19 protein-coding genes are annotated in these 17,534 nt (G+C 52.9%); 15 read left to right on the top strand and 4 right to left on the bottom strand.

What is annotated here, in order from left to right; genetic code table 11:
* The first annotated feature begins 180 nt into the window (after window positions 1-180).
* From FD30_RS02735 to FD30_RS02720, 4 genes are all read left to right on the top strand, one after another.
* The gene (locus tag FD30_RS02735; RefSeq protein WP_056943797.1) at window positions 181-1,509 is read left to right on the top strand and encodes an ammonium transporter; all 1,329 of its coding nucleotides are present in this window, start codon (window positions 181-183) and stop codon (window positions 1,507-1,509) included.
* Window positions 1,510-1,634: 125 nt separating this feature from the next.
* Complete coding sequence (locus FD30_RS02730; protein ID WP_024746346.1) at window positions 1,635-1,820, top strand: hypothetical protein; 186 nt, start codon at window positions 1,635-1,637, stop codon at window positions 1,818-1,820.
* A gap of 108 nt (window positions 1,821-1,928) precedes the next feature.
* Window positions 1,929-2,402: an 8-oxo-dGTP diphosphatase gene (locus FD30_RS02725; protein ID WP_056943796.1), complete on the top strand. Its 474-nt coding sequence runs from the start codon at window positions 1,929-1,931 to the stop codon at window positions 2,400-2,402.
* Between the two features lie 139 nt (window positions 2,403-2,541).
* Complete coding sequence (locus FD30_RS02720; RefSeq protein ID WP_034544796.1) at window positions 2,542-2,883, top strand: hypothetical protein; 342 nt, start codon at window positions 2,542-2,544, stop codon at window positions 2,881-2,883.
* An 81-nt stretch (window positions 2,884-2,964) separates the two neighbouring features.
* Here the strand turns inward: FD30_RS02720 and FD30_RS02715 are convergent, their stop codons facing one another.
* Window positions 2,965-3,630: a CPBP family intramembrane glutamic endopeptidase gene (locus FD30_RS02715; protein ID WP_056943795.1), complete on the bottom strand. Its 666-nt coding sequence runs from the start codon at window positions 3,628-3,630 to the stop codon at window positions 2,965-2,967.
* Window positions 3,631-3,821: 191 nt separating this feature from the next.
* On the opposite strand from FD30_RS02715, the gene FD30_RS02710 reads away from it, so the two are divergent.
* From FD30_RS02710 to FD30_RS02700, 3 genes are all read left to right on the top strand, one after another.
* Window positions 3,822-4,388, top strand: coding sequence for a TetR/AcrR family transcriptional regulator (locus FD30_RS02710; protein WP_082604779.1), 567 nt, complete (start codon window positions 3,822-3,824; stop codon window positions 4,386-4,388).
* Between the two features lie 101 nt (window positions 4,389-4,489).
* Complete coding sequence (locus tag FD30_RS02705; RefSeq protein WP_024746342.1) at window positions 4,490-5,092, top strand: nitroreductase family protein; 603 nt, start codon at window positions 4,490-4,492, stop codon at window positions 5,090-5,092.
* 144 nt (window positions 5,093-5,236) lie between these two features.
* The gene (locus FD30_RS02700; RefSeq protein ID WP_056943794.1) at window positions 5,237-6,361 is read left to right on the top strand and encodes an NAD(P)/FAD-dependent oxidoreductase; all 1,125 of its coding nucleotides are present in this window, start codon (window positions 5,237-5,239) and stop codon (window positions 6,359-6,361) included.
* Here FD30_RS02700 and FD30_RS02695 read toward each other — a convergent pair.
* The gene (locus tag FD30_RS02695; protein ID WP_056943793.1) at window positions 6,337-6,744 is read right to left on the bottom strand and encodes a ribonuclease HI family protein; all 408 of its coding nucleotides are present in this window, start codon (window positions 6,742-6,744) and stop codon (window positions 6,337-6,339) included. The genes FD30_RS02700 and FD30_RS02695 overlap by 25 nt on opposite strands.
* A gap of 38 nt (window positions 6,745-6,782) precedes the next feature.
* On the opposite strand from FD30_RS02695, the gene FD30_RS02690 reads away from it, so the two are divergent.
* Both FD30_RS02690 and FD30_RS02685 read left to right on the top strand, forming a co-directional pair.
* On the top strand, window positions 6,783-7,202 hold the full coding sequence (locus FD30_RS02690) for an EbsA family protein (protein ID WP_056943792.1): 420 nt from the start codon (window positions 6,783-6,785) through the stop codon (window positions 7,200-7,202).
* A complete protein-coding gene (locus FD30_RS02685; RefSeq protein ID WP_056943791.1) occupies window positions 7,202-8,860 on the top strand; it encodes a formate--tetrahydrofolate ligase in 1,659 nt (552 codons plus the stop codon). Before FD30_RS02690 ends, FD30_RS02685 begins: the two co-directional genes overlap by 1 nt.
* A gap of 91 nt (window positions 8,861-8,951) precedes the next feature.
* Here the strand turns inward: FD30_RS02685 and FD30_RS02680 are convergent, their stop codons facing one another.
* Window positions 8,952-9,179, bottom strand: coding sequence for a hypothetical protein (locus FD30_RS02680; RefSeq protein WP_056943790.1), 228 nt, complete (start codon window positions 9,177-9,179; stop codon window positions 8,952-8,954).
* Window positions 9,180-9,332: 153 nt separating this feature from the next.
* Here FD30_RS02680 and lspA point away from each other — a divergent pair, with 153 nt between their 5' ends.
* From lspA to FD30_RS02655, 5 genes are all read left to right on the top strand, one after another.
* A complete protein-coding gene (gene lspA, locus FD30_RS02675; protein WP_024746336.1) occupies window positions 9,333-9,806 on the top strand; it encodes a signal peptidase II in 474 nt (157 codons plus the stop codon).
* On the top strand, window positions 9,796-10,719 hold the full coding sequence (locus tag FD30_RS02670; RefSeq protein WP_056943789.1) for an RluA family pseudouridine synthase: 924 nt from the start codon (window positions 9,796-9,798) through the stop codon (window positions 10,717-10,719). Before lspA ends, FD30_RS02670 begins: the two co-directional genes overlap by 11 nt.
* 134 nt (window positions 10,720-10,853) lie before the next feature.
* Window positions 10,854-11,390, top strand: coding sequence for a bifunctional pyr operon transcriptional regulator/uracil phosphoribosyltransferase PyrR (gene pyrR / locus FD30_RS02665; RefSeq protein ID WP_024746334.1), 537 nt, complete (start codon window positions 10,854-10,856; stop codon window positions 11,388-11,390).
* A 33-nt stretch (window positions 11,391-11,423) separates the two neighbouring features.
* On the top strand, window positions 11,424-12,497 hold the full coding sequence (locus FD30_RS02660; protein ID WP_024746333.1) for a carbamoyl phosphate synthase small subunit: 1,074 nt from the start codon (window positions 11,424-11,426) through the stop codon (window positions 12,495-12,497).
* A 3-nt stretch (window positions 12,498-12,500) separates the two neighbouring features.
* Window positions 12,501-15,071, top strand: a complete 2,571-nt coding sequence (locus tag FD30_RS02655; protein ID WP_056943788.1) for a carbamoyl phosphate synthase preATP-grasp domain-containing protein — start codon at window positions 12,501-12,503, stop codon at window positions 15,069-15,071.
* Between the two features lie 100 nt (window positions 15,072-15,171).
* Here the strand turns inward: FD30_RS02655 and FD30_RS02650 are convergent, their stop codons facing one another.
* On the bottom strand, window positions 15,172-16,887 hold the full coding sequence (locus FD30_RS02650) for an NFACT RNA binding domain-containing protein (RefSeq protein ID WP_056943787.1): 1,716 nt from the start codon (window positions 16,885-16,887) through the stop codon (window positions 15,172-15,174).
* A gap of 197 nt (window positions 16,888-17,084) precedes the next feature.
* Between FD30_RS02650 and FD30_RS02645 the strand changes: the two genes are divergently transcribed.
* Window positions 17,085-17,519, top strand: coding sequence for a MarR family winged helix-turn-helix transcriptional regulator (locus FD30_RS02645; RefSeq protein WP_024746330.1), 435 nt, complete (start codon window positions 17,085-17,087; stop codon window positions 17,517-17,519).
* Window positions 17,520-17,534 lie beyond the last annotated feature (15 nt).

Below are 17,534 nucleotides of genomic sequence, written 5' to 3'. Positions count from 1 at the left end.
CCAGAAGACATTGGCCACTCCCTTTAACCAGGAGTGGCTGTTTTAATTTCTGCTGGATGGATGTGGTCTGGGATTTAGTTCGGTTATTAGCGTAAGCAACGTCTGAGAGGCCGCCAAGTTAACTTCGATTGCTAAACTATGTTAGGATTTCTAACATAAAAGAGCGGAGAGGGCGGTTGCATGAATTTAGCAAATACGGCGTTTGTACTCATTGCCAGTATTTTGGTGCTCTTTATGACACCGGGATTGGCATTCTTCTACGGTGGTCTGGTCACGGCTAAAAACGTGGTCAATACGATGTTGTCGGTCTTTATCATGACGGGAGTCGCCATCCTCTTATGGATTAGTCTAGGCTACACGATGGCCTTTTCTGGTGACATCCTGGGTGTCGTGGGAAATCTCAAGCATGTCTTTATGGCCGGAATTAACCTGGCCAGTCTGACACCCACTAAGATTCCGGTGGGGGTCTACTCGTTATTTCAAATGATGTTTGCGATTATCACACCAGCCCTGTTTGTGGGGGCCATCGTCGGTCGGATTCGCTTCAAGTTCTTACTGGCGTTTCTGGCGGCGTGGTCCATCTTGATCTATTATCCGATGGTCCACTTGGTCTGGAGTCCCACTGGTTGGCTAGCGAAACTGGGAGTCCTAGACTTCGCCGGTGGAACGGTCGTACACATTAACGCGGGGGTAACGGCGTTGGTTCTGTCAGTCTGGCTGGGTCGGCGGTTAAAAGTCGATAGCCAGCATCACTATAACCTGCCTTGGGTCCTGCTAGGAACCGCTATTTTGTGGATTGGCTGGTACGGATTTAATGCGGGTAGTGCGTTAGCCATTAACAGCGTTGCCGTTCAGGCGGCATTGACCAGTACCATCGCAACGGGGACCGCGATGGTGGTCTGGATGGGACTCGATATCTGGACCACAGGCAAACCAACCCTGGTCGGTGTCTGCACTGGGACCCTTTGCGGGTTGGTGGGCATCACACCAGCGGCCGGTTACGTCACCCTATTAGGGTCCATCGCGATTGGTGGCCTCGCTGCTATCACCAGCTTTTGCTTCGTCAACGTCTTGAAGCCGAAGTTGGGCGTCGATGATGCCCTAGATGCCTTCGGGTGTCATGGGGTCAGCGGGATCGTCGGCAGTATCCTCACCGGTGTCTTTGCGACTAAGAGCGTGAACTCGGCGGTAACCACCAACGGGTTGGCCTACGGTGGCGGGTTCCACTTACTAGGTATCCAGTTACTGGCCACGGCATTCACCATCATTTTCGTTGCGGCCATGGGGTGCCTGCTGATCTATCTCTTACGACTCGTAATGCCAATGCGGGTCAATGCGACCGAGGAGAAGCTGGGACTGGATCAGGGCGAACATGGCGAACGGGCCGACTACACGATTGGGCTCAGTGAACGGCTGAGCACCTACACGGCCGACCAAGAACGCTACGCCAACGAGTTCAAAGGTCAACTCCAGCACTTACAGCATCACTCGTCAACTCATTCGGTCTAGACCCGAAAAGTTAGTCGATTTGCTTAAGATTCTCTCATGGGTTTGCGTTGACCGTGAATCCTTGCTATCCTATAAAACGTGGTAGGGGCCACATGATCTTAATTTGAAATTCTGGGGGAATAATAATGACAAAAGATGGGTTAACGTTAATCATACTTGTCGTTTTGGCGGTCTGCCTGCTGAGCTTAGTTCTGATGAAGTCCCTCTTATGGGCCATCGGCTTTCCAGCAGCGTTTGCCTTACTGGGGATCGCCTGCTATGGCGTTGAAGCGATGATAACGAAAAATAAACAACACCAAACTAACGCTTAGAGCAGCGTTGGGCAGACTAAAGGCGGCCAGTGAGCCGTCTTTTTGTGTTCACTGGTTACTAGGTGCGGTACAATAAACCTTAATACCTAATCGTAAGGAGGAACCGCTATGCACGCCCCACAACCCATTGAATTAGTGACCATGATGCTCATCGAAGAGCCGACCACGCACCAGGTCTTGGTCGAAAATAAACGCAACGTTCCTTGGAAGGCTGGTCACAGTTTTCCGGGAGGACACGTTAAAGTTGGTGAAAGTAGCTTAACGGCTGCGATTCGAGAGGTCCGTGAAGAAACGGGGATTATGGTTCACACTGCGCAGTTCTGCGGTACTTGTGAATGGTTCGATCCCGATAGCGATCGCCGAAAGTTGGGGTTGCTCTATCGCAGTGCGGACTTTGATGGGACTCCCCGTGACAGTAACGAGGGGCGCGTTTATTGGCTGGACCGTTCAGTGTTAACGGTTGCGAATAGTGCCGAGAGTCTGTTCACCTTGCTGAAAGTCTTTGACGGCGAAGCTACGGCCGTGGTCAGTCCTGTCTGGGATGGGCCTCTGAAAGTAGACACCGGTCATGATCAGCAGTAATGCGTCAGTCGCTGTTCACCGCGGATAACGGTGTGCTTAATCCGGCTACCCAGCAGGGTTAAGCCTATTTTATTATTGAAAGCGGTTACAAATTGGCGTAAACTAAACGTAAGGGAGAGAGATCTAAGGAGTGATAATCGTGAAATCAACGGTCCAAACCCAACGCTGGTACGGTTACTTCTTTATGGGCATTAGTGGTGTCGCGGCACTGCTGGCTCTGGGGTTAACGATGCCAGTTATGGAACACGCATTGTTGTTGACCACTGCTTTAGCACTTTTAGTTTATGGCTTCACGTACCAACCTCATGTTAGTCGTGGTTGGTGGCGCGTCTTACTCGGTATTAGTTTAGTCGTTATGGCGGTTGACCTGATTATGGTCCTGACCGTTGCGGCAGAATTTGTTCCGGCTCTCTTTAGTTTCGCCTTACCGTTTGCCTTTTTAAGCGTCTTGTTAGGCTTCTTGCGTCGGCGAGTTGCTTAAGATCCAACGATAAAAAACATTCACCTCTTTTAAGTGAGAGGTGAATGTTTTTTTCGCATAAATTCTTTTGCGATTAAACCACTACGCAAAGAGGGTCACAAGAATATCCCAGGTCATGTGCACGGCGATGCCCGGCCATAGGGAACGGCTCTTGGCGTACAACCAGCCGAAGATGGCACCCAAGATGGCCACAGAAACCAGGTTGCTGATCCAAGTTAAAGGACTCATCGGGGGAACCGTCGTCAGGTAACGGGGAATGTGCATCGCCGCAAAAGCAATGGCTTGTAAAGCATTTGCCCACGCAAACGAGAAGTGTTTCAGTAGGGCGTTAAAGACATAGCCGCGAAACATCATCTCTTCTGTGATCCCGACAACCAGGAAGTACCGTCCCCAGTATTCCGGCAAAAAGGTGTGGGCAACGCGAAGCCCGTGGTGGACTAGCCAGAATTGGGCTAGTAGGTAAACCACCATAACCGCCCAAATGACGTAACCCGCCGTAAAGGACCAGTTAGGATGCCACTGTTTTTGCGGATCGACTGCCAGAGATTGGGGACCGGCCTGGCGAATCAGCCACCAGGCACACCCGCACCAAACGAACAACTTGATGCCATCAAGAACGATTTCTTGGGGCCAGCCCGTTAAGTGGTGTTCAATCGGGACGTTGATCAGCGATTGAACCCCTAACCAGATCACCCAAAAGATGATGACCTGGATAAATAATCGACGTTTTGAAAGTGTATTTGCCATGAATCATACTCTTTTCTCAGTTATTTTAAGTCTAATTCCATTGTAAGCCTAAGAACTGGCGTGGCGTGTAAAAAAAGCGTAAAGTCGTTTAATTTAAACACTATGTTATCATCGTTTACATTCAATGTATACAATGATAACATAAGGGCTGAAATAGCTTTAAATAACGCATTCTCAAGGAGGGATTAGCGATGCGTCGTCAGCCCTATCACCGTAAAAATTTAGCCGCCGCCATCCGGCAACATGGCCGGGAAGTCCTCGAGACTCAGGGGGCCGCACAGCTTTCTTTACGCCAATTAGCAAAGTTTTTGGACGTGACGCCCGCCGCCATCTACCGGCACTACCCGGACAAGGCCGCGTTACTCGCGCAACTGCATCAAGATATCTTAGCCGACGTTACGGATCAGTTAGCCCAGGGAATCTTAACGTCACCCGATGCCCAGACCATGCTTACGCGTTTCGTCACCAATTTACTGACTTACGCGAAGGCTCATCCCCAAGCCATTGCATTTGCCCTGACGGCGTCGTGGCCGGTTCCCCAGAGCCTACAGACGGTGCTGGCACTATACGCCACTCAGCATCACCTGACCGGTGTGTCTCCCCAAGCCGTTGCCGCCGTGTGGACCTTCTTGTTAGGCGTCTTAGTACAACCTCAACAACCGCTGACCGTTGACTGGACGGTTAGCGCTTTAAAAAAATTAGTCGCGATTCCTACATTAAAGGCGTCTGATTCGAACGAAACCACCGACAACTTTTAATGAAAATCGCTTTACTTTCTAAAAGTAAGTGATAAACTAGGACTCAGCGTTAATTAGTCGCAACTTAGCCAGACAAACTTTACAAGTGAGGTAAATTATCTATGAAAACCCAATTAATCGATTTAATGAAACAACGTCGCAGCATTTACGCATTAGGCCGGAACGTCACGGCAACTCAAGCTGAACTGATCGACTTGATCGAAGACGCCATCAAGCAGGCCCCAACGCCGTTTAATAACCAGACCACGCGTGCTGTGATCTTGTTCGGCGACTCCCACGAAAAGCTCTGGGACATCGTGATCAACCGGTTGAAGCAAGAAGTTCCTGACGAAGCTGCCTTCGCCAAGACGACCGCTAAGATCAACGCCTTCAAGTCCGCCTTCGGAACCGTCTTATTCTTCACGGAATCCAAGACGGTCAAGGAATTTGAAGACAACTTCCCACTCTACGCGGACAACTTCCAAGACTGGTCCGAACAAGCGCAAGGGAACGCCCAATTTGCGGTTTGGACGGCCTTAGCTGAAAACGAGATTGGTGCTAATCTCCAACACTACAACCCACTGATCGATGACCAAGTTCGCGAAGCCTTCAACTTACCAGCTAGCTGGAAGCTCCGGGCCGAAATGGACTTTGGGTCCATCGAATCCCCAGCCGGCGACAAGGACTTCATGGCTGATGATGACCGGTTCTTAGTCTTCAAATAAAACTTAACTTAAGAAATAGCCCCCGACGCCCGTAAATCCACGGTGTCGGGGGCTATTTGCGTCTTAAATACTAAGTCTGGGGCCAGAAGATATGCTAGAATGAAAGCGAAGCATGCACCTGATAACTTAGGGGGTCAGCATCTCATGGAAAAACGAATTGCAATTATCGGTGGCGGTATCGTGGGCGCCACCGCAGCTTATTATCTCAGCACGTTACCCGGTCATCCCAACGTTCAAGTGACGCTGTTCGATTCTGGTACGGGACAAGCCTCGAAAGCCGCAGCGGGCATCATTTCCCCGTGGCTATCCAAACGGCGGAACCAGCAGTGGTATCGGCTGGCTAAAGATGGCGCAGACTTGTATCCTCAGTTGATTCACGATGCCCACTTAGGCACCGACGTGTATCAGCAGACGGGGACCATCGTCACGCGTGAAGTCCCAACCGACCTTGAGGCCTTAGCCGACTTAGCCGTTAAACGCCAAGCAACCGCCGCAGGGATGGGGCGGATTACCACACTGTCGGCGCAAGAGGTCCAACAACGGGTGCCACTCTTAACCGCACCACAACCCGGCGTCTTCCTAAGTGGCGGCGCCCGGGTTGACGGGGCTGCGTTGGTCAACGCGCTGTTAACCCGAGCCAGTGAGCAAAATCTCACCGTTCGCCACGAAGCCGTAACGCTGACGCCTGACGAACGGGTCGTCTCCTCACTAGGCGCCCGGCAATTCGACCGGGTGATCGTAGCCGCCGGAGCTTGGACCAAAGACCTGCTGGCCACCTTAGGCGTTACCGCCCGGGTTCGACCGCAAAAGGGTCAGCTGATTGAACTGGCGGTTAAGGACTACCCATTACAAGAAAACATGCCAGTCGTGATGCCGGAAGGTGAACGCGACTTTATTCCGTTTGGTCACGGCCACCTGATTGTGGGGGCCACGCATGAAGACGATAAAGGCTTTGATTTAACGCCCGATGCGGACGTCACGGAAGACCTCCTGGCGAGTGCCCAACGGTTGGTCGCGAACGTGACAGCTGCCAATATTACGACTGTGCGGGTAGGGACCCGGGCTTACACCGATGATTTTGCGCCGTTCTTTGGCCCGATTCCCGACCACGAGCGCTTCCTAGTTGCTTCGGGACTGGGCTCCTCGGGGCTGACCACCGGACCACAGATTGGTCGCTTACTAGCCGGATCTGCTTTATATGGTGGAACACCGGACTGGAGCGAATACGAAAAGCCGTTAACCACTTACTTAACCTCTTCTCTCGCATGAAGGGCTTGATTTGCCAAGGTATGGGCTCCTCGATTCTGCTTTTCCGGGACCCATTCCGTTAAGACCAATTGAAAGGAGGCTTGGGCCGCCAATAACCGATCGAGTTCAACTTGATAATGCTTGGCATACCGTTTGGCGAGACTCTGGCTGACGATTTGACTGTCCGTGTGAAAGAGCACGCTGGCCGTTGCGACCGCGTCCCCCAAGTGGGTGCGTAGCCGTTGAAAGGCTAGGGTCGCCACTTCAAACTCAGCGGTATGATTATCAGTGGCGGCCAACGCCACTTTTTGTTGGGTCTGCTGATGATCATGCACGATTAGGATGCCACCGGCGCTAAGCCCCGTCTGGGGTTGGGTCGCTGCATCCGTATATAATGAATACACTAGAAATCACTCCAATTTTTAACGAGGTGTTTACGATAATGATAACCCAGGAACGTCGCTTTTTGTACCAACCCAATCCCGTTAGCAGCATTATCAACTGGAGTTGGACGTTCATGTTCTTGTTCATGGGCGCCATCTTCTGGCTGGAAGTGACCCATTTCAACTGGATCACCCTCAGCTTCTTCATTGCCTTTGCCTTTCTGTGCTGGCTCGAGATTCACTTCCGCAACATCACCATGGCGAACCAAGTCTTGACGGTCAGCACCGTCCTGAATCACCGCAACCTGGTGATTCCACTTCACCAGATCAGCCACGTTTCCCTATCCCGTTACCGGTTAGGAATCGTTGCTCAGGGCCGCATCTATCAATTCCTGTTACCTAAGAACTCGGCCATCGAGTTGGCCAGTCTGATTACCGAAGCCATTAGCACCACTGACACCAAGGGGGAGAACCGTTAATGAGTACTGATATTGAGATTTCACAAGCGACACCACTAGAACCCATCGAAAAAATTGCGGGGAAGGTGGGGTTAACCCCCGACCAGATCGAGCCGTACGGCCACACTAAGGCAAAAATTACCCTGCCGCTCAAGGGAACGCACCAAGCCGGGAAGCTGATCCTGGTCACGTCAATCAATCCCACTCCCGCGGGTGAGGGAAAATCAACGGTCCTGATTGGTCTGGGGGATGGCCTGAACCGACTGGGCCACAAGACTGTCTTGGCTCTGCGGGAACCCTCACTAGGCCCCGTCATGGGCTTAAAGGGCGGCGCGACTGGCGGCGGTCACGCACAAGTCGTTCCGATGGAAGACATTAACCTGCACTTCACCGGGGACATGCACGCGTTGACCGAAGCGCACGACACGCTTGCGGCTTTGATCGATAACCACATCCAACAGGGAAACGCACTGCACCTAGACCCCCGGCAAATCGTTTGGAAGCGGGTCTTAGATATCAACGACCGGGCCCTACGTCAAACGGTGATTGGCTTGGGTGGTCGGACCTCTGGTGTACCACGTCAGGACGGCTTCGATATCACCGTAGCGAGCGAACTGATGGCGGTCCTTTGCTTGAGCGAAGACTTAACCGACCTCAAGCGACGGGTCAACCGTATCCTTATCGGCTATAACACCGATAAGGAACCCGTGACGGTCGGTGATTTAAAGGTCGGCGGGGCCATCACGTTACTGTTAAAGGACGCCATCAAGCCGAACTTGGTTCAAACGTTAGAGCACAACCCCGCGATCATTCACGGGGGACCGTTTGCCAACATCGCTCATGGCTGTAACTCCGTGTTAGCGACCCAGACTGCTTTGCAGTTGGGCGACTACGCGGTCACCGAAGCCGGTTTCGGAGCCGACCTAGGGGGCGAGAAGTTCATGGACATCAACGTGCCTGCCGTGGGTCAGGCACCGGACGCGGTGGTCATCGTGGCCACGGTCCGGGCGTTGAAGTACAACGGCGGCGTTAAGCGGGCCGACTTGGAGACCGAAAACTTAGCGGCACTCCAAAAGGGTAGCGCTAACCTGATTCGCCACATTCACAGTATGCAGCAATACGGCATCCCCGCCGTGGTGGCCATCAACCGGTTCACCAGTGATACCGACGCCGAAGTGGCCTTGCTGACGAAAATCGTGCAAGACTTAGGCGTTGCGGTCGCCACCACGACCGAATGGGCCGACGGGGGCGCCGGTGCCGAAGAGCTGGCTCGCCAAGTTGTCACCGCGGCTAACCAACCCAGTACCTTCAAGCCATTGGTTCCCGCTGGCTCCGACCTGATGACTCAGATGACGGCGATTACGCAGAAGATTTACGGGGGCGCTAAGGTTGAATTATCCGGAAAAGCCCAACGTCAGCTGAAGAAATTCCACGAACGCGGCTGGGATACGTTACCGGTCTGCATGGCGAAGACGCAATATTCACTGACCGACGACGCTAAGCAACTGGGGGCCCCTAAAGACTTTACGATCCACGTCCGGGAGTTCTCACCACGTTTAGGCGCTGGCTTCGTGGTGGCCTTGACAGGTAACGTCTTGACCATGCCGGGGTTACCAAAGCATCCCGCTGCTTTGGATATGGACATCGCTGCCGATGGGACGATTACCGGCTTGTTCTAAGCTGATAACCGTACATTAAGACAAAACAAAGACCCCCTAAGACTGGTTACCAAGTCCAATCTTAGGGGGGTCTTTCTTGCAGAAGACTGCTTTAGTGTTCCTTCTTAACGGCATGGTGATAATCCCATAGGGTCTCACAAATCGACACAAAATCGTCCTTGGTCAGCGCGTGGCCTTCTTGGTGTTCCATCAGGCCTAGGGCGGCCAAAATCATCGCACTCGGGGTCTGCCCGGCCGCCATGTTCGAGTCGACGTGGGTCTCACCAGCGGTGTCACTGTAAATTTTAATCTGGGTTTCTGCGGAATTTTCTGCTGCCATCCTTTTTCCCTCCTGAGTCAAGACTGTTTTCATTATAGCATGTCCCATCTAAGGGCGTTTTGCGTAAAATCCGTCGGCAATTAACCGTCAGCGCGGGTTTTCTGGTATACTTTTCTCCAAGTGAACTTTATAGGAAAGGTGTTTTTAAATACAATGCTGATTGCAGATTCAATTCTCATCATCATTCTGGTGCTACTCGACCAATGGATCAAGCACGCCGTCGTGGCCAATATCGCACTAGGGGGGCAGCATCCCGTCATCAACGGGGTCTTCTCGTTGACCCACCTGCAAAACGATGGGGCCGCCTGGAGCATTCTCCAGGGGCAGATGTGGCTCTTTACTGTGATTGCCCTAGTCGCCTTAGTGGTGATGGGGGTCTTCTTCTGGCGTTACCGGAACCAACGCGAACATTGGATCGAAGAATTAGGACTGGCGTTGATGATGGGCGGGACGATCGGAAACTTTATCGACCGGGCCTTCCAGGGATACGTCGTGGATATGTTCCAATTAGACTTTATCAATTTTCCCATCTTCAACTTTGCGGATAGTTGCTTGACGGTCGGCGTCATTTTAATCATGATCGGCGTCTTTCTAGCTGATCAACGGGAGGCACACCATGGAAATTAAGGAATTTACGGTCGATCAAAAATTACGCCTCGATAAACTGGTTGCGGTCGAGGAACCCACCATTTCGCGCTCACAGGCCAAAGCAGGGATCGAAGCGGGAAACATTACAGTGGACGGTAACGTCGTTAAGCCTAAGGATATCGCCGAATTAGGGGCTACGGTACACATTGCCCTACCAGATCCCGAACCGTTAGATTTGACCCCAGAAAACATCCCCTTAGATATCGTCTATGAGGACGACGACGTGATAGTGGTCAACAAGCCTCAAGGCATGGTGGTCCATCCCGCACCGGGGCACCCCAACCATACGCTGGTCAACGCGCTGCTGTACCACAGCCCACTCTCAACGATCAACGGTAAGTTCCGGCCGGGCATTGTCCACCGGATCGACAAAGATACGTCGGGCCTGCTAATGGTGGCCAAGAACGACCACGCCCACCAAAGTCTGTCTGCGCAGCTACAAGCCAAGACGAACCTCCGCGAATACGTGGCCATCGTTCACGGAAACTTTAAGGAAGATCAAGGTATCGTCCGGGCACCACTGGGCCGGTCACCTAAGGACCGTAAGAAGCAGGCGGTCGTCGCCGATGGCCGTCCCGCCGTGACACACTTTAGGGTCCTGGAACGGTACGGCGACTACACGCTGATTGCTTGCCGGTTAGAGACCGGCCGAACGCACCAGATTCGGGTGCACCTGGCCTACATTGGTCATCCCGTAGCGGGCGATCCGCTGTACGGGCCCAAGAAGACGCTCAAGGGCGCCGGCCAGTTCTTACACGCACGTGAATTGGGCTTTAAGCAACCCACCACGGGGAAAGAACTGGTCTTTACGGCGCCGGTGCCGCCCATCTTCGCAGCGACGATCGAGAAACTGCGGAAACAAGCGGGGTTGCCGGTTGACAAAGCAATTTAGTTTTTTTATGCTAAACGTAATCATTAAACGGGTTTGCCAGTAATCAGGCGGGCGGGTTTCTTCACCATGTTGCCGAAGAAATCTGCCCGTTTTGACTAACCCCAGCTGATATAAACTTCGAGGAGGAAATGAACATGCCAAAGGTAGTTGTCGACGCAATGGCGATGCAACGGGCACTGACCCGAATTACATACGAAATCATTGAACGTAATAAAGGGGTCGACGATTTGGTCATCCTAGGAATCAAAACCCGGGGCGTCTACTTGGCTCAGCGCATCGCGAGTCGCTTGCAGCAACTGGAAAACGTCACCGTTCCCGTTGGCGCGCTGGACGTGACCCCGTTCCGCGACGATATCGACCATGATTCTGAAAATGATGATCCGAAGGTTTCAGCCGCGGATATCGATTTTAGTGTGGAACAAAAAAAGGTGATTCTGGTCGATGACGTGCTATACACGGGCCGGACGATCCGAGCCGCTATGAGTGCCATCATGGCCCTGGGGCGGCCCAAGAGCATCAACCTGGCTGTATTAGTGGACCGTGGTCATCGGGAATTACCGATTCGTGCGGACTTTGTCGGAAAAAACATCCCCAGTTCTCAACGTGAGCGTATCAAGGTTTCCGTGACGGAAATCGATGATCGTGACGCCGTTGAGATTATCAAAGCCTAAAACACTGCGAACTGATAAAGGGGCCGATTTTGCATGGCAAAACGTTATTTGATTCTAGAAGACGGCTCTGCGTACGCTGGTGAAGGATTTGGGGCCGGCGCAACCACGAGCGGTGAAGTCATATTTAATTTAAACTTACTCGGCTATCAAGAAACGATTACCGACCAAATCTATCACAACCAGATCATTATTTTTGCCCAACCGGCCATTGGCAACGTGGGCATCAACCACGATAGTTACGAATCGATTCTTCCGACCGCTAAGGGAATGGTGGTCCGGGACCTCACGAACATCTCGACGAACCGGTTATCTAAGCTGTCCTTAGATGAATTCTTACGTCAACACAACATTCCCGGAATCAGTGGGATCGATACCCGTCACTTGATTCGCAAACTCCGAACGGCCGGGCCCATGAAGGGCAGTATCGTCGATGTCGCGGACGCGCACGCGTTCGACCAATTGAACGCGACCGTGTTAACGAACCGTCAGGTGGACCAAGTCGCCACCCCCAAGCCGTATCCCAACCCGGATACGGGGAAAAACGTGGTGGTCATCGACTTTGGCTTGAAGCACGGAATCTTGCGGCAGCTTTCCGAGCGACGCTGCAACGTCACCGTGTTGCCTTGGACGGCGAGTGCCCAAGACGTCTTGAACCTGGACCCGGATGGCGTCTTACTCTCCACGGGACCCGGGTCGCCGTTAGACTTAGGGACAGGGGTTCTGGACATGATTCGCGAAGTACAAGCGGAGATTCCGCTCTTTGCAATTGGCCTGGGCCACGAACTCTTTGCGCTGGCCAACGGCGCAAAATTAACACCGTTGCCCGTCGAATATCACGGTAGTGGTCATCCCATTCGCCGAATCATTACCAACGATATTCTATACGCGACTCAGGGGCAGGGGTATGCGGTCGTGGCGAAGTCCATTGACCGGGACCGGTTGATCACGACCTACGTCGATTTGATCAACGGGACCGTGCAAGGGCTGCGGCACCGAGATTTTCCCGCCTTTTCGGTCCAATTCTTTGCGGACGGCGCACCAGGCCCCCACGAAAGCCGGGACCTATTCGATGAATTCATGGAAGCGATGACGTCACGGGAGGGATAAGACTTGCAGAGCTTGACTAATTTACAGAAGGTCTTAATCATCGGCAGTGGGCCCACTGAGATCGGTCATGAGACCGAATTGGACAGCGCCACTGTTCAGATTCTGACCCAATTTAAGAAGCACGGCGTCCGAACGCTGGTCATCGACAACAACCCGTTTTCGGTCGCCTTAGAAGAGATTCAACCCACCAATATGTATATCCAAGCCGTCACGACGCCTAACGTGCGGCACATTTTAGAAAAGGATCATCCCGACGCCTTGATTGCGACGTTAGGGGGCTTGCAGGGAATTCGAATCGCCCAAGAGCTCCTCGAAAACGGCGATCTGGGGCGCTACGGGGTGACCCTGTTAGGCATGCCAACGTCAACGTTACGCCAGATCAATAATCCGGCGGACCTCAACGCGACACTCAAGGAAATCCACGAACCTGTGATCGAAGCCCAGGTCGTCCAGACCACGGACGAAGCGCTGGGGTTAGTCGAAAATATCGGGTTCCCGTTGATCGTTAAGCCCGTGGCCCCCCGGGTAGATACCAACCGGACGATCTGCGAAAACGTCGACGACATGCTGACGGCGCTTAACCAGGGGTTCCAACAATCCCGTTTTGACCAATGCACCTTGGAACGAAGTGTCGTGGGGTACAAGGAAGTCGAGATGGTGGCGATTCGGGACGCCGCCGACACCGAGCTTCTGATCAGTGGTCTGGAGAACGTTGACCCCATCGGAATCCACTCAGGGGATTCCATCGTGGTTACACCACCACAGACCCTCACAGACCGGGAGTACCAGGACCTACGCGACGCCACGTTTAGAATTGCGACGGAGTTTGGCATCATTGGCGTTTTACACGTCAGTTTTGCGTTAAACCCCGCTAACCAACACTTCTACGTGACCAAACTCGCACCGTACTTTACGCGAGGCGTTTCCCTGGCCGCCCGGACCGTGGGTTACCCCGTGTCACTCGTGACCGGCGCCTTAATGCTAGGGCAACGACTGGTCGACGTGAAGCTCCCCAGCCAATTTACCAAGCAAACGGCCGTGATGGAGCCGACTAGCGACCACGTGACGGTCCGCATTCCCCTGTGGCCGTTTCAGGAAGTGCCCGACGCTGACCAGCACTTGGATACGGCCATGAAAGCCGTGGGATCAACGATTGGTATCGGCCGTTCCGTCGAAGAGGCCATGTTGAAGTCCGTCCGGAGTTCGCAATTTTCACCCCGGGACGTCCTGCCCTCCGTCAGCAATCTGACCGACGGGGAACTGATCAGTCAGCTGATTCATCCCTTAGCTAACCGCATCTTGGTGCTGATCGAAGCCCTACGGCGGGGGTACTCGCCGGATGAACTGAGCGAATTGACCAAGATCGATGCCTTTTACTTCGTTAAGTTGCAGCATCTCTTGACCATCGAACGGCAGATTCAAGAGCATCCCCGTGACGTAGAAGTCCTTCAACGGGCCCGGTACTACGGCTTTGGGGACGGGATGATCGCCCGTATCTGGGATACCGACACCGCGACGATTCGTCAACTGTCGGCAGAAGCCCACATCCAACCAACCTATAAAATGATCGAGCCTACCGCCGGCGAGTTCCCGGAAGCGCTTAGCGGCTACTACAGTACGTTTGAGTACGAAAACGAGAGTCGCGCGTTAGGGGACCGGACCGCCTTAGTCCTTGGACGGGGCGGTAACCAGTTGGGCCCGAATTCCGCGGCTGAATACTTTACCACGGAAATGCTCAAACAACTCAAGCGGGCGGGGTACCATACGATTCTGATGAATACCAACCCTAACGCTATCGGTATCGCTCCGGAATTCTCGGACAAGCAATACGTGGATCCCATTCAATTGGGGGACGTCCTCAACGTGATTCAGGTCGAGCATCCCGATATCGTAATCGTGCCAGGGAACCGACATTACCTAACGCGGGAGTTGAAGAAACTCGACTTGAACCTGCACGTTTTACCGCCGGATCAAGAAACGGGGGAGCCGGCGCCCAAGATGGCTACGATTGGTGTAAGCCTATTCGTACATCAGCAGCAAAAGGTGGCCGTCGGGGTCATGGATATGATTGCCCCCGGCATGAACAAGGCACTCTCCCAAGTCACGGCTTTCCGGATGCCCGCCGAATTGCCTAAGGCCAAACGCAACAATCTGGTCGAGCAGGCCAAGCAAGCCGTTAGCGAACGGCAGTTAACGGGGATGGTCCAAGTCCTCTTCGCGCCGAAGGGGGATACCAAGCAGCTGGAAGTCGTGGGGGTCCGCCCAACCCGGTTGACCGAAATGGCCTTCTTGAGCAAGGTCACGGGGATCAACTGGGTCCGCATGTTGACCCGGCAGCACATCCAAACACTGGATGCGGCCGAGTTGGCTAAGATTACGGTCGACATTAACAGTACGCGGGTCGCTCTGATGAACGCAGCCTTCCCGTTCCGTCAATTACACGTCTTGAACCGGCCGGGATCGACCGACCAAGAAGTGGGGGCGACGATTGCGTTTGGGTCCAGCGAAGCGTTGACCTTAAGCAACTTGAGCGATACAGAAGAGTTAGATCAAATTATTAACCGTACGATTTAACATATCTCCGCAACTTCGGAGCTTTTAAATTAGTTGTGCTTACCAAAAAGGGCACCATCAATCTTCCTGATGGTGCCCTTTTTAAACTTGTATCTGCCAATTAAGGGTTGTTCGCCGCTAATTGATCAACGATTTTAGCTTCCGGCGTGACGAAAACGGTCTTTTGCCCTGTAAAGATGACAAATCCTGGCTTAGCGCCATTGGGTTTGTGGATCCGCTTAACGGGCACATAATCGACCGGTACCGTACTTGAGTCCCGTGCCTTGGAGAAGTAGGCTGCCAGGTTCGCTGCCTCTAAAATCGTGTCTTCACTAGGATCAGCAGCGTGAATAATCACGTGTGACCCCGGCATATCTTTAACGTGCAACCAGATGTCCGTCCGCTTGGCCGTGTGTAACGTGAGCTTATCGTTCTGCAGGTTATTCTTCCCCACAGAAATCTTGGTTCCATCGCTAGCGGTAAAGCGGTCTGGTTGACTGATCTTCTGTTTTCGCTGCTTCTTGGCCTTCTTCATATGGTCATGGTCGCGCAGGTAGCCACCTTGCTTCAGCTCCAACTTAATGTCGATGAGGTCCTTAGGGGCGGCCAGCTCGATTTGGGCCATAATGTTTTCGAAGTAGTCAATGTTCGCCTTGGTTTGGGCCAGTTGTTCCGTCACGTAAACCACCGCGTTCTTCGCCTTCTGGTACCGCTTGAAGTACTTCTGAGCGTTTTGGTTAGGAGACAGCTGGTTGGACAACGCAATCTTTAAGGGTTTTTCGTTATCGTAGAAGTTCGGCAGGCTCACAGACGTTTCGCCTCGCTTGACCTGGTAGAGGTACGTGGTCAGAACTTCCCCCTTAATCCGGTATTCGTCCGCATTCTCCGTCTCCGCCATGGTCCGTTGTAGCTTCTTGTACTTGTTGCGGTTCTTTTTCAGCTCGTTGCGAACGACGCGAATCAAGACGCTTCCCTGCTGTTGGACCCGGTCACGCTCAGCTTTATCCTGATAATACGTGTCCAAGAGGCTGCTAAGGGTGGTCGCGGACTGATTCTGTCCATCCGTGGGGTAAGGGAAGGCGGTGAAGCTAGTCTTGCCCTTCGCCGAGATAGCTAAACTGGGTTGCGGGGTGTCGAACTTGGCAAAGAAGGCCGTGAAGTGGGCCGCGACGTCGCCCGGCTCATGCAAATCCGTGGCGAGGGCCGCCGCCGTATCTTTGCCCAGCCCTTGATACTGATGCTGTAACGTCGTAGCCAAGACATCGCGATTAGGATAGTCTCGAACCGTTTTCGCCAGGTCGGGACGCGGACCCACAAAGGGGTTATCCAGGTCTTGTTTTGGCGGAGTGATGTACAACGCTCCTGGTAAGAGGAGGCGGTAGCGGTTCTGGTCGGACCCCACGTGTTTAATGGCGTCGAGAATCTTACCACTACCTTGATCCACCAAGATGACGTTACTGTGCCGCGCCATGATTTCAATAATCAGGTGGAGTTCTTGCTGGTCTCCCAGTTCGTTACGGGAGGTGAAGTGGAGGTGGACCACCCGGTCATTGGCCGCTTGGGTCACGTCCTTCAGGATGGCCCCTTGCAGGTACTTCCGTAGAATCATGGTAAAGTTCGTGGGTACTGGCGGATTAACGTACGGAATGGTCGTAATTTGAATTCGCGCATAGGTTGGGTTCGCAGATAACAGAACGGGATAGTTATGCCCGTTAGCCCGAATCGTCAGAACGATTTCGTTGGCGTAGGGCTGATTGATCTTGCTGACCCGACCCGTCGCCACCGTTTGACTGAGCTCGTGGACCATTGCATGGGTGAAAGAACCGTCAAAGGACATGGAATCACACCTTTCAATTTAAAATTTATCTTCGTTAAAAAAAGACAACACAATTTAAATTATAACGATTGCCCCGGTGATGTGCAAAGAAGTTTTCTCACGACTTAGGCAACTTCAAATTGCGACCGAATCCCGCAATTCGCGCTTGTGACCAGCAAGCATGTCGTTGTATAATGCAACTAAAGGAGTGAGGCCCGTTGAAATCAAGTTTAGCAGCGTTAATGACGGTCACTAAAGCCGAACAGACCCTCTTACGCCGACTGACCAAAGCCCACCATTTAACGGTCGCCGAATGGCAACTGTTGGACCATATTGGTGGGGGTGCCAACACCCAAGAGAGTCTAGCCGAAGCGACTCGGCTGGACACCTCTACTTTAAGTCGGCAACTAAAAGGATTGGTGACCAAGGAATTGATTAGCAAGAAAGCCGTTGGTCGGGATAAACGGCAGTTGATTTATACCGTGACGGATCAGGGGGCCGTCACCGCTTCGGCGATGAATCGCGACTTTGAAGACTTAGCCGATCAGATTTTTGAACATTGGTCAGACGATGAACGCAATCTTTTACAGATCCTGTTGAACCGACTTGCTAAAAGCATGGATCGTCAACGCACCTTTTCAGAACATTCTTAGTAAGGAGTGACTCAC

The organism is Levilactobacillus namurensis DSM 19117 (genome assembly GCF_001434785.1).
In the GTDB taxonomy this organism is placed as follows: domain Bacteria; phylum Bacillota; class Bacilli; order Lactobacillales; family Lactobacillaceae; genus Levilactobacillus; species Levilactobacillus namurensis.
This window is presented reverse-complemented; position numbering and strand designations above follow the sequence as displayed.

Excerpts from the sequence above, each read along its gene's own strand:
- FD30_RS02735 (WP_056943797.1), top strand. The coding sequence starts at position 181 with ATGAATTTAGCAAATACGGCGTTTGTACTCATTGCCAGTATTTTGGTG.
- FD30_RS02730 (WP_024746346.1), top strand. The coding sequence starts at position 1,635 with ATGACAAAAGATGGGTTAACGTTAATCATACTTGTCGTTTTGGCGGTC.
- FD30_RS02725 (WP_056943796.1), top strand. The coding sequence starts at position 1,929 with ATGCACGCCCCACAACCCATTGAATTAGTGACCATGATGCTCATCGAA.
- FD30_RS02715 (WP_056943795.1), bottom strand. The coding sequence starts at position 3,630 with ATGGCAAATACACTTTCAAAACGTCGATTATTTATCCAGGTCATCATC.
- FD30_RS02710 (WP_082604779.1), top strand. The coding sequence starts at position 3,822 with ATGCGTCGTCAGCCCTATCACCGTAAAAATTTAGCCGCCGCCATCCGG.
- FD30_RS02705 (WP_024746342.1), top strand. The coding sequence starts at position 4,490 with ATGAAAACCCAATTAATCGATTTAATGAAACAACGTCGCAGCATTTAC.
- FD30_RS02700 (WP_056943794.1), top strand. The coding sequence starts at position 5,237 with ATGGAAAAACGAATTGCAATTATCGGTGGCGGTATCGTGGGCGCCACC.
- FD30_RS02690 (WP_056943792.1), top strand. The coding sequence starts at position 6,783 with ATGATAACCCAGGAACGTCGCTTTTTGTACCAACCCAATCCCGTTAGC.
- FD30_RS02685 (WP_056943791.1), top strand. The coding sequence starts at position 7,202 with ATGAGTACTGATATTGAGATTTCACAAGCGACACCACTAGAACCCATC.
- FD30_RS02680 (WP_056943790.1), bottom strand. The coding sequence starts at position 9,179 with ATGGCAGCAGAAAATTCCGCAGAAACCCAGATTAAAATTTACAGTGAC.
- lspA (WP_024746336.1), top strand. The coding sequence starts at position 9,333 with ATGCTGATTGCAGATTCAATTCTCATCATCATTCTGGTGCTACTCGAC.
- FD30_RS02670 (WP_056943789.1), top strand. The coding sequence starts at position 9,796 with ATGGAAATTAAGGAATTTACGGTCGATCAAAAATTACGCCTCGATAAA.
- pyrR (WP_024746334.1), top strand. The coding sequence starts at position 10,854 with ATGCCAAAGGTAGTTGTCGACGCAATGGCGATGCAACGGGCACTGACC.
- FD30_RS02660 (WP_024746333.1), top strand. The coding sequence starts at position 11,424 with ATGGCAAAACGTTATTTGATTCTAGAAGACGGCTCTGCGTACGCTGGT.
- FD30_RS02650 (WP_056943787.1), bottom strand. The coding sequence starts at position 16,887 with ATGTCCTTTGACGGTTCTTTCACCCATGCAATGGTCCACGAGCTCAGT.